Annotated in this window: 10 protein-coding genes and 1 pseudogene; 9 read left to right on the top strand and 2 right to left on the bottom strand. The window is 70.5% G+C overall.

Annotation, left to right across the window (positions count from 1 at the left end; genetic code table 11):
* Positions 1-113: 113 nt before the first annotated feature.
* Positions 114-803, bottom strand: a complete 690-nt coding sequence (gene phoU, locus EHS43_RS26525; protein WP_053851307.1) for a phosphate signaling complex protein PhoU — start codon at positions 801-803, stop codon at positions 114-116.
* A 222-nt stretch (positions 804-1,025) separates the two neighbouring features.
* Between phoU and EHS43_RS26520 the strand changes: the two genes are divergently transcribed.
* The 3 genes and pseudogenes from EHS43_RS26520 to EHS43_RS26510 all read left to right on the top strand — a co-directional run.
* On the top strand, positions 1,026-2,282 hold the full coding sequence (locus EHS43_RS26520) for a cell wall metabolism sensor histidine kinase WalK (RefSeq protein WP_125193269.1): 1,257 nt from the start codon (positions 1,026-1,028) through the stop codon (positions 2,280-2,282).
* A complete protein-coding gene (locus EHS43_RS26515; RefSeq protein WP_007382946.1) occupies positions 2,279-2,959 on the top strand; it encodes a response regulator transcription factor in 681 nt (226 codons plus the stop codon). The genes EHS43_RS26520 and EHS43_RS26515 overlap by 4 nt, the downstream gene beginning before the upstream one ends.
* An 88-nt stretch (positions 2,960-3,047) precedes the next feature.
* Positions 3,048-3,119, top strand: a pseudogene (locus tag EHS43_RS26510) (DNA-binding response regulator); the annotation flags it as partial.
* Positions 3,120-3,209: 90 nt separating this feature from the next.
* Here the strand turns inward: EHS43_RS26510 and EHS43_RS26505 are convergent.
* On the bottom strand, positions 3,210-3,863 hold the full coding sequence (locus tag EHS43_RS26505) for a DUF461 domain-containing protein (RefSeq protein WP_125193268.1): 654 nt from the start codon (positions 3,861-3,863) through the stop codon (positions 3,210-3,212).
* Between the two features lie 589 nt (positions 3,864-4,452).
* Here EHS43_RS26505 and EHS43_RS26495 point away from each other — a divergent pair.
* The 6 genes from EHS43_RS26495 to EHS43_RS26465 form a co-directional block, all read left to right on the top strand.
* Positions 4,453-4,935 (top strand): CarD family transcriptional regulator, encoded by a 483-nt coding sequence (locus EHS43_RS26495; protein WP_003953493.1) that lies wholly within the window; start codon positions 4,453-4,455, stop codon positions 4,933-4,935.
* A gap of 305 nt (positions 4,936-5,240) precedes the next feature.
* Positions 5,241-6,005 carry a 2-C-methyl-D-erythritol 4-phosphate cytidylyltransferase gene (gene ispD / locus EHS43_RS26485; protein ID WP_125193266.1) on the top strand — a complete coding sequence of 255 codons (765 nt, stop codon included), beginning with the start codon at positions 5,241-5,243 and terminating at the stop codon, positions 6,003-6,005.
* Positions 5,995-6,489: a 2-C-methyl-D-erythritol 2,4-cyclodiphosphate synthase gene (gene ispF, locus EHS43_RS26480; protein ID WP_125193265.1), complete on the top strand. Its 495-nt coding sequence runs from the start codon at positions 5,995-5,997 to the stop codon at positions 6,487-6,489. Before ispD ends, ispF begins: the two co-directional genes overlap by 11 nt.
* Before the next feature lie 53 nt (positions 6,490-6,542).
* Positions 6,543-7,940 carry a cysteine--tRNA ligase gene (gene cysS, locus EHS43_RS26475; RefSeq protein ID WP_125193264.1) on the top strand — a complete coding sequence of 466 codons (1,398 nt, stop codon included), beginning with the start codon at positions 6,543-6,545 and terminating at the stop codon, positions 7,938-7,940.
* 108 nt (positions 7,941-8,048) lie between these two features.
* Positions 8,049-8,990 carry a 23S rRNA (guanosine(2251)-2'-O)-methyltransferase RlmB gene (gene rlmB / locus EHS43_RS26470; RefSeq protein WP_125193263.1) on the top strand — a complete coding sequence of 314 codons (942 nt, stop codon included), beginning with the start codon at positions 8,049-8,051 and terminating at the stop codon, positions 8,988-8,990.
* 118 nt (positions 8,991-9,108) lie between these two features.
* The coding region (locus tag EHS43_RS26465; protein ID WP_185806420.1) for a DoxX family protein at positions 9,109-10,442 on the top strand (1,334 nt) is incomplete at its 3' end.

The following is a 10,442-nucleotide window of genomic DNA, read 5'->3' as shown; positions in this document are numbered from 1 at the left end:
CCATTGGATGCCCGCCCCGCTGGGCGCATCAACGGCGCACAGAGGCTCGCGCACGCCTCGACGGACCGAAGGCGCCGGTGTTCACCCCTCCCGGTGTTCACCCCTCCCGGTGTTCAGGCCCCCTCGACCCCCGTCACCGGCTGGATCTCCTGCTGGAGCTCGTCCGCGTGCTCACCCGTCACCAGGTACACCACCCGCTTGGCCACCGAGACCGCGTGGTCGGCGAAGCGCTCGTAGTAGCGGCCGAGGAGGGTGACGTCGACCGCCGTCTCGATGCCGTGCTTCCACTTGTCGTCCAGCAGGTGCTGGAACAGCGTGCGGTGCAGCAGGTCCATCTCGTCGTCGTCCTGCTCCAGCTGGAGCGCGAGGTCGACGTCCTTGGTGATGATGACCTCCGCCGCCTTCGCCATCAGGCGCTGGGCGAGCTGGCCCATCTCCAGGATGGTCGCGTGCAGGTCGTGGGGGATGGCCTTCTCGGGGAAGCGCAGCCGGGCCAGCTTCGCCACGTGCTGGGCCAGGTCGCCGGAGCGCTCCAGGTCGGCCGACATGCGCAGGGAGGTGACGACGATACGGAGGTCGGTCGCCACCGGCTGCTGGCGGGCGAGCAGCGCTATCGCCCGGGCCTCCAGGTCGTGCTGGAGGTCGTCCACCTTCTGGTCGGCCTCGATCACGCTCTCGGCCAGCTTCAGGTCGGAGTCGAGGATGGCCGTCGTGGCGCGTCCGATCGCCGAGCCGACCAGCCGGGCCATCTCCACCAGACCGTCGCCGATCGAATCAAGTTCCTCGTGGTACGCGTCCCGCATTGGGTTCCCTCTCGTACGTCGTTCCTGTGGGTTCCAGGGGCCAAAACCGGCCGCGAAACCGGTGCTGCGTACCCCACGCTCCCACGATCTGCCCCCTACGCGTCCGTTTCCGCCCTCCCAAATGAACCAACACTGGCTCCAAGGTGAACTCTGGGCGACGAGTGTTCGAGCTCGCACTCGGACGGCTGTGGCCAGGACGGATCCCATGCCTAACCTGTTGGCATGGACGTGAACGCGGCGGTCGCCGCAGCGGCAGCGATCGCCGGTGTGCTCACCGGTGTCATCGCGATGCTGGCGTTCCGCTGGAGCGAGCGGGAGCAGAAACGCCCCACCCGCACCTCCCTGCACACGGACCCGGTGCTTCCGCCGGGCGTGGACACCGTCCTGTCCGTGCTGCGCTCCTCGGCCGTCGTCCTCGACGAGGCCGACGCCGTCGTCAAGGCCAGCTCCGCCGCGTACGCCCTCGGGCTGGTCCGCGGCGGCAAGCTCTCCGTGGAGCCCATGCTCCAGATGGCCCGGGACACCCGCAGGGACGGAGAGATACGCCAGGTCGAGCTGGACCTGCCGAGGCGGGGAACCGGACGCGGCGAGGCCCTCGCGGTCTCGGCCCGTGTCGCGCCCCTCGGCTCCCGGCTGGTGCTGCTCCTCGTGGAGGACCTCACCGAGGCCCGGCGGATCGAAGCGGTACGACGCGACTTCGTCGCGAACGTCAGCCATGAGCTCAAGACCCCGGTCGGCGCGCTCTCCCTCCTGTCCGAGGCCGTCATGGACGCCTCGGAGGACCCGGAGGCGGTGGAGCGCTTCGCCGGCCGCATGCAGATCGAGGCCACCCGCCTGACCAGCCTGGTCCAGGAGCTCATCGACCTCTCCCGGGTGCAGAACGACGACCCGCTGGAGGACGCCGAGCCGGTCCGCGTGGACGAACTGGTCGCCGAGGCCATCGACCGCTGCCGGCACCAGGCAGGCACCAAGCAGATCACCATGGCCGCCGCCGGCGCCGCCGAACTGCGGGTCTGGGGCAACCGCGGCCAGCTCGCCGCCGCGCTCGGCAACCTCGTCGAGAACGCCGTCAACTACTCGCCCGCCCGTACCCGCGTCGGCATAGCCGCCCGCCGGGTGTCCGCGCCGGGCGGCGACCTGATCGAGGTCGCCGTCACCGACCAGGGCATCGGTATCTCCGACAAGGACAAGGAGCGCATCTTCGAGCGCTTCTACCGCGTCGACCCGGCCCGCTCCCGCCAGACCGGCGGCACGGGCCTCGGTCTCGCGATCGTCAAGCACGTGGCCGCCTCGCACGGCGGGGAGGTCACGGTGTGGAGCTCGGAGGGACAGGGCTCCACGTTCACCCTCAGGCTGCCGGAGGCGGGCGCGGCCCGCGACCGCGCGCTCCAGCACCCCGACCTCGACGACGAGGACGGGCATTCCACCACCGAGTCGACTTCTTACGACCCGCTTCCCGCCCCGGAGGTCCTTCCGTGACCCGAGTGCTCGTCGTCGAGGACGAGGAGTCCTTCTCCGACGCCCTGTCGTACATGCTCCGCAAGGAGGGCTTCGAGGTCGCCATCGCGGCCACCGGCCCCGACGGACTCGACGAGTTCGAGCGCAACGGCGCCGACCTCGTCCTCCTCGACCTCATGCTGCCGGGCCTGCCCGGCACCGAGGTCTGCCGCCAGCTGCGCGGCCGTTCCAACGTCCCCGTCATCATGGTGACCGCCAAGGACAGCGAGATCGACAAGGTCGTCGGCCTGGAAATAGGAGCCGATGACTATGTCACCAAGCCGTTCTCCTCGCGCGAGCTGGTCGCCCGTATCCGCGCCGTCCTGCGCCGCCGCGGCGAGCCCGAGGAGGTCACCCCGGCGGCCCTGGAGGCCGGCCCGGTCCGCATGGACGTGGACCGCCATGTGGTCACGGTCTCCGGCTCCAAGGTCGACCTGCCCCTCAAGGAGTTCGACCTGCTGGAGATGCTCCTGCGCAACGCGGGCCGCGTCCTGACCCGCATGCAGCTCATCGACCGCGTCTGGGGCGCCGACTACGTGGGCGACACCAAGACCCTCGACGTCCACGTCAAGCGCCTCCGCGCCAAGATCGAACCCGACCCGGGCGCCCCGCGGTACCTGGTGACGGTCCGCGGCCTCGGCTACAAGTTCGAGCCGTAGACCGACGCTGACAGGAGCCGCCGGACGGAGTCCGGCGCAGCATCTCGAAGCCCGCGAAGCGGTGCGAGAGGTGCGTCAAGGAGGGGTGCTCGAACCCGACCCGGGCGCCCCGCGGTACCTGGTGACGGTCCGCGGCCTCGGCTACAAGTTCGAGCCGTAAAGATCCGCTGCCGTACGTCGAAGGGCGGGACCTCCCCGGAGGTCCCGCCCTTCGTGTCGTACGACGGCTACGACCGTCCCGTACGGCTGCTCAGCCGCTCGCGCTCGCGGTCGCGCTCGCGGAGGCCGTGCCGGTCGGGGTGGCGGAGCCGCTCGGCGTGGCGGAACCCGTCGGGGTCGCGGAGCCGGTCGGGGTGGCCGAGGTCTGAGGCGCGGACGGGGCCGCGCTCGGGCCCCACTTGCTGTAGTAGCTGTCGGCCGGCACCACGAAGGCGCGCAGGCTCACGTCACCGGTCGTGCTGAAGGTGAAGGTGACCTTCTGCGCGTTGCCGTTCCTGACGCTCGTGCCGAGATCGCTCACCGCGGCGGAGGCGTTGTCCTTGCCGCCGAGGATGATGGAGCCGTGCGCCGGGACGGTCACCTTGCCCTTGCCCTTGGCGGGCGTGAGCGCGGCGCTGCCCGCGCCGTCGATGCTCACGGAGTCCAGCGTCTGGGCCTTGTCGCCGGTGTTGAAGAGGGTGGCGGAGATCGTGGCCGGGCCCGTGGTCTCGCCGGAGGCCTCGGGGGTCGGCTGGGTGATCACCACGACGTTCTGGAGCGCGATGTCGCCCATCTTGGTCGCCGCGTTGTCCGGCTTGACCTGCAGCGTCTGGGCGTTGTTGCCGGCCGAGCACGCGGAGAGCGCGGCGACCGAGAACGCGAGGGAGGCGGCGGCGAGGGCGCCGCGTCGAAGGCTGCTGCTCACGGCGGCGGCAACTCCTTGACTTGAGCGGGGCGGCCCGTAAAGCCGCGCTAAGTGTCTGTCAGCGGCCTTAGGTTACCGAGCCGTTCCCGATGGGCCGCACCCGACCCTCCCCAAGAGGCGTGTCACCTGGTTCACCTGTGACCCGTGAGTCACTTGTACCCCGCACTCCGGCGCTCGTCGGGCATTCACATAAGCGCCTTCGGCGGCCCGTGGCAAAACTTCCGTGAAGGAATGCGCGATCACCCCCGGAATTGATCACCACCCGATCCGCCGGCCGCGCGTGATCAATTCCGGATTCGGCGGGGAAGTGACTGCGGACACCGAACGGAGTAGCGGAAGTCGCACACTTGGAACCGGACATTTGGGGACGTTAGCCCACCTGGAGGGGGCTCCGGATGCGTGTAACGTACGCGTTTCACCCCGCCCGGAGAGCCGCTCCGACCTGCGAATTCCCCCTTCCGCCCGACCTCCGCAGCACGTTCCTGTTGCTGTTGTCAAGCCCCGAGATATGCCCTGACCTGCGAAAACGCCATTCAGAACCCGCAGTTTCCGTGTTACCCTGGATAGCCACGGAAGGGGTACCTGTCACATGACGTTCAAGGTTGGCGACACCGTGGTCTATCCCCATCACGGGGCCGCGCTGATCGAGGCTATCGAAACTCGCCAGATCAAAGGCGTGGACAAGACCTACTTGGTGCTGAAGGTCGCCCAGGGTGACCTGACGGTACGTGTGCCAGCGGACAATGCGGAGTTCGTCGGCGTGCGGGATGTGGTCGGTCAGGACGGGCTGGACCGGGTCTTCGAGGTGCTGCGCGCGCCGTACGCCGAGGAGCCCACTAACTGGTCCCGTCGTTACAAGGCAAACCTGGAGAAGCTCGCCTCCGGCGATGTCATCAAGGTCGCGGAAGTCGTGCGTGACCTGTGGCGTCGTGAGCGCGAGCGCGGACTCTCCGCAGGTGAGAAGCGCATGCTCGCCAAGGCTCGGCAGATCCTGGTGAGTGAACTCGCTCTCGCGGAGAACACGAACGAGGACAAGGCCGAGGCGCTGCTCGACGAGGTTCTCGCGTCCTGAGCGTCCCTGTGCAGGCACCTTGCCCGCTCAGCTCAGCACACTGAATCTGAATTGCCGCACTGAAATGCCGCGGTGCCCGATGACGCGAAAGCTGTCGCCGGGCGCTGCGGCATGTCTGTCTCCGGATGCCGAACCCCGAAGTGCCGTGCGCCTGTTCCTCTCGGAGGAAGATCCCCCGATACTTGGCGTGCCGGGCCCGGGCAGCTGGCTCGACCGGTGTCACGGAAGGGTCCGGTCAAGGCGTCGCGCCCGGCACGCTGTCTCCGTACCCACGTTGGCCGAGCACACAAACCTGACAGGAACCGATGTCTGACGTTTCGCGCCCTTCGCCCGCCGAAGCACGTGCGCAGGCCCGCACCGCCGTGGTGATTCCGGCCGCCGGAAGGGGCGTACGCCTCGGTCCGGGCGCCCCCAAAGCGCTCCGGACGCTGAACGGCACCCCCATGCTGATCCACGCCGTGCGCGCGATGGCCGCGTCCCGAGCGGTCTCCCTGGTCGTCGTCGTGGCCCCGCCCGACGGCGCCGGCGAGGTCAAGTCCCTCCTCGACGCGCACGCGCTGCCCGAGCGGACCGACTTCGTCGTCGTCCCCGGCGGCGACTCCCGTCAGGAATCGGTCCGGCTCGGCCTGGACGCCCTGCCCTCCGACTTCGACATCGTCCTCGTCCACGACGCGGCCCGCCCGCTCGTCCCGGTCGACACCGTCGACGCGGTCATCGAGGCCGTACGGGAGGGCGCGCCCGCCGTCGTCCCGGCGCTGCCCCTCGCGGACACCGTGAAGGAGGTCGAGCCGGCGAGCACCCCCGGCGCCCCCGAGCCCGTGGTGGCCACCCCCGTCCGCGCGCGCCTGCGGGCCGTGCAGACCCCGCAGGGCTTCGACCGGGCCACCCTGATCCGCGCCCACGAGACGGTCATCGAGGACGTCACCGACGACGCGAGCATGGTCGAGCAGCTGGGCCTCACCGTGGTGGTCGTGCCCGGCCACGAGGAGGCCTTCAAGGTGACCCGCCCGCTCGACCTGGTCCTCGCGGAGGCGGTCCTGGCCCGCAGGAGGCTCAACGATGGCTTCTGAGTACGTGCTGCCGCAGGTCGGCATCGGCACCGACATCCACGCCTTCGAGGAAGGCCGCGACCTGTGGTGCGCGGGCCTGAAGTGGGAGGGCGAGGGCACCGGTCTGGCCGGCCACTCCGACGCGGACGTCGTCGCCCACGCCGCCTGCAACGCCCTCTTCTCCGCCGCCGGGCTCGGCGACCTCGGTCAGCACTTCGGCACCGGCCGCCCCGAGTGGTCGGGTGCATCCGGCGTCACGCTGTTGACGGAGGCGGCCCGGATCGTGCGGGAGGCGGGCTTCCGGATCGGCAACATCGCCGTACAGGTGGTGGGACCGCGCCCGAAGATCGGCAAGCGGCGGGACGAGGCACAGAAGCTCCTGTCCGAGGCGGCCGGGGCACCGGTGTCGGTGTCCGGGGCGACGACGGACGGACTCGGGTTCCCCGGCCGGGACGAGGGCCTGATGGCGGTGGCGACCGCGCTGGTGGTCAGGACCGCGAGCTGACTGTTATCCACAACCCGTCGAAGGCACCACACATCGCCCACTACCCTGGACCCGTGACCATTCGCCTGTACGACACCAGCGCCCGGCAGATCCGTGACTTCGCCCCGCTCACGCCGGGCTGCGTCTCGATCTACCTGTGTGGTGCCACCGTGCAGGCGGCCCCGCACATCGGGCACATCCGCTCCGGCCTGAACTTCGACATCATGCGCCGCTGGTTCGAGTACCGCGGCTACGACGTCACGTTCATCCGCAACGTCACCGACATCGACGACAAGATCATCGCCAAGGCGGCCGAGCAGAACCGCCCCTGGTGGTCGATCGGCTACGAGAACGAACGCGCCTTCAACGACGGCTACACCGCCCTCGGCTGCCTCCCGCCCACCTACGAGCCGCGTGCCACCGGCCACGTGACCGAGATGGTCGAGATGATGCAGGGCCTCATCGAACGCGGCCACGCCTACGAGTCCGACGGCAACGTCTACTTCGACGTGCGCTCCTTCCCCGGCTACCTGGAGCTCTCGCGCCAGGAGCTGGACAACCTGCTCCAGCCCTCCGGCGAGGGCGAGACCGGCAAGCGCGACCCGCGCGACTTCGCCATGTGGAAGTCCGCCAAGCCCGGCGAGCCGACCTGGTCCACGCCCTGGGGGCCCGGCCGCCCCGGCTGGCACCTGGAGTGCTCGGCGATGGCCCACAAGTACCTCGGCACCGCCTTCGACATCCACGGCGGCGGCCTCGACCTGATCTTCCCCCACCACGAGAACGAGATCGCCCAGGCCAAGGCCTACGGCGACGAGTTCGCGCGGTACTGGGTGCACAACGCCTGGGTCACCATGGCCGGCGACAAGATGTCCAAGTCGCTGGGCAACTCGGTGCTCGTCTCCGAGATGGTCAAGCAGTGGCGGCCCATCGTGCTGCGCTACTACCTCGGCACCCCGCACTACCGCTCGATGATCGAGTACAGCGAGGACGCCCTGCGCGAGGCCGAGTCCGCGTTCGCCAGGATCGAGGGCTTCGTACAGCGGGTCGTGGAGAAGGCCGGCGACGTGCAGCCCGCCCCCGAGGTGCCGCCCGCCTTCGCCGAGGCCATGGACGACGACCTGGGCGTCCCGCAGGCGCTCGCCATCGTGCACACCACCGTCCGGCAGGGCAACAGCGCACTCGCCGCCGACGACAAGGAAGCAGCCGTCGCCCGCCTCGCCGAGCTGCGCGCCATGCTCGGCGTCCTCGGCCTCGACCCGCTCGACGAGCACTGGGCCGGCGAGACCGACCGCGGCGACGACCTGCACGGCGTGGTCGACAGCCTCGTACGCCTGGTCCTCGACCAGCGCGAGGCCGCCCGCGGCCGCAAGGACTGGGCCACCGCGGACGCCATCCGCGACCAGCTCGGCCAGTCGGGACTGAGCATCGAGGACAGCCCGCAGGGACCGCGCTGGACCCTCGGACCGCGCTGAACCCCTCCCGATCTCGAAGATCGATTGTGCCGCCCGGCCCTCCGGGCGGCACACTGCATAGACGTACGAACATCGCACCGACGCAGAACGACGTGGAACAGGTAGGTCATGGCAGCCAACAACCGCCGCATGTCCGGCAAGAAGGGCGCGCAGGTCGGCAGTGGCGGCCAGCGACGCAAGGGCCTGGAGGGCAAGGGGCCGACCCCGCCCGCCGAGATGCGCAAGGGCCACAAGAAGAACCGGATCGCCAACTCCAAGGCCAAGCAGAGCGTGCGCCGTCCGGCGCCGCGCGGCCGGGGCGGCAAGGGCACCTCGGAGATGGTCGTGGGCCGCAACCCCGTCGTCGAGGCGCTGCGTGAGGGCGTGCCCGCGGTCACGCTCTACGTCCAGCAGTTCATCGACAACGACGAGCGGGTCCGTGAGGCCCTCCAGCTCGTCGCCGACCGCGGCGGCGTCCACCTCATGGAGGCCCCCCGCCCCGAGCTCGACCGCATGACCAACGGGCTCAACCACCAGGGCCTGGTCCTCCAGGTCCCGCCGTACGAGTACGCCCACCCCGAGGACCTCGCCAACGCCGCCTACGACGACGGCGAGGACCCGCTCATCGTGGCCCTCGACGGCGTGACCGACCCCCGCAACCTCGGCGCGGTCGTCCGCTCGGTCTCCGCGTTCGGCGGCCACGGCGTCGTCGTACCCGAGCGGCGCGCGGCCGGCATGACCGCCGGCGCGTGGAAGACCTCCGCCGGCACCGCCGCCCGCACCCCCGTCGCCCGCGCCACCAACCTGACGCGCGCCCTGGAGGCGTACAAGAAGCAGGGCATCGTGGTCGTCGGCCTCGCCGCCGACGGTGAGCACGAGATCGGTGACCTCCAGGCCCTCGGCGGCCCGGTCGCCATCGTCGTCGGCAGCGAGGGCAAGGGCCTGTCCCGCCTGGTGGGCGAGACCTGCGACTACCGCGTGCGGATCCCCATGCCGGGCGGCGCCGAGTCGCTGAACGCCGGTGTGGCGGCCGGAATCGTGCTGTACGAGGCCGCCCGCAAGCGAGGCTGAACGACTGTTCGGCGCAGTCCCCCACACGGGGTGTTCACGGCGTACCGGGCAAGCTTGACGGGGTCCGGACAGATCCGGCGAGTCAAAGCAGTGTCCTAACCACACGTCACTCGGTTAGATGAGTGTGGACACCAGAACACCCCGCACACCCACGGGGGACGGCCCGTCGGGATTCGACGACGCTCCCGCGCTGAGCATGGTGAAGGTGCCGAGCGATCCGGCGCAGATCATCGTCAATCATGCGAGCTTCCGCGTGCAGTTGGGCGCGTCGACGAGACGCGCCCAATCCCCGCGGGTCGCACGGCACTTGATCGCCGCCGAGGACACCGCCCGGATGCCGGCCGCCGGCGCCGCGGGCCGCCGCCGGCCCGTCGTGTGGAGCGGCAGGTCCGCCCCCGACGACACCGGCGCCCACCGTCTGCTGCAGGCCGTACGGGGCGGCAGCGTCGGCCACGCCGAAGCGCCCGCCGCCGACGCCGGAGCCACCCAGGTCATCCCCCGCGTCGACGTCGACCACGGCTACCAGGCCGACTACGCCGGCGAGTTGGCCCAGACCATGGAGACCCCGGTCGTCGGCGCCCAGCGCACCCCCGACGGCGACGGCACCCGACTCCTGCCCCCCATGCGCACCGTGGGCAGCACCTACGACGAACCCGCCTACGACAGCGACGAGTTCGACGACGGCTTCGACGAGGCCCGCGCCGACCGCGCCACCAGGCGACAGGGCGACGAGGCCGCGCGGCACGCCTACTACCCCGGCCGCCGCATGAACCTCGGCGTCGTCCTCCTCCCGCTCCGCATCTTCCTCGGCTTCATCTCCATCTACGCCGGCATGGGCAAACTGTGCGACCCCGTCTACTTCGACGGCGGCAAACGCGGCTCCATGGTCAAGTGGCTCAACACCCTCCACCCCTGGGACGTGGCCGAACCACTGCGCCAGTTCGCCCTCCAGCACCCCGTCGGCTCCGGCCTCGTCATCGCCTTCCTCCAGGTCATCGTGGGCGTCCTCACGATCCTGGGCTGCTGGCAGCGTGTCGCCGCGGTCGTCGGCGCCGGCCTCTCCGCCGCGCTCCTCGTCACCGTCAGCTGGAAGAGCGTCCCCGCCTACGACACCCCCGACATCATCTACCTGGCCGCCTGGTCCCCGCTGATCATCGCGGGCGCCCCCGTCTACTCCATCGACGGCCGCCTCGCGGGCAGCGCCTGGCGCCGCCTCGGACCCCTCTCCGACATCTGGGAACTGCGCCGCTACGTCCTGCGCCGCGGCGCCCTCATCACCGCCATCGTCACCGGCCTCACCCTCCTGATCGGCTCCGTCCTCGGCGGCGCCGTCCGCGACGCCGACCGCGTCATCGTCCCCGGCCCCGGCGAGGCCCCGCGCAACGAACTGCCCGGCTCCCCGCTCCCGCAGGACTCCGCCAAGGCCCACAAGAAGAAGCCCTCGGCCTCCAC

This window comes from Streptomyces sp. RP5T (genome assembly GCF_003933965.1).
In the GTDB taxonomy this organism is placed as follows: domain Bacteria; phylum Actinomycetota; class Actinomycetes; order Streptomycetales; family Streptomycetaceae; genus Streptomyces.
The sequence above is the reverse complement of the archived record's forward strand: the minus strand, read 5'-3'. Positions and strand labels throughout refer to the sequence as shown.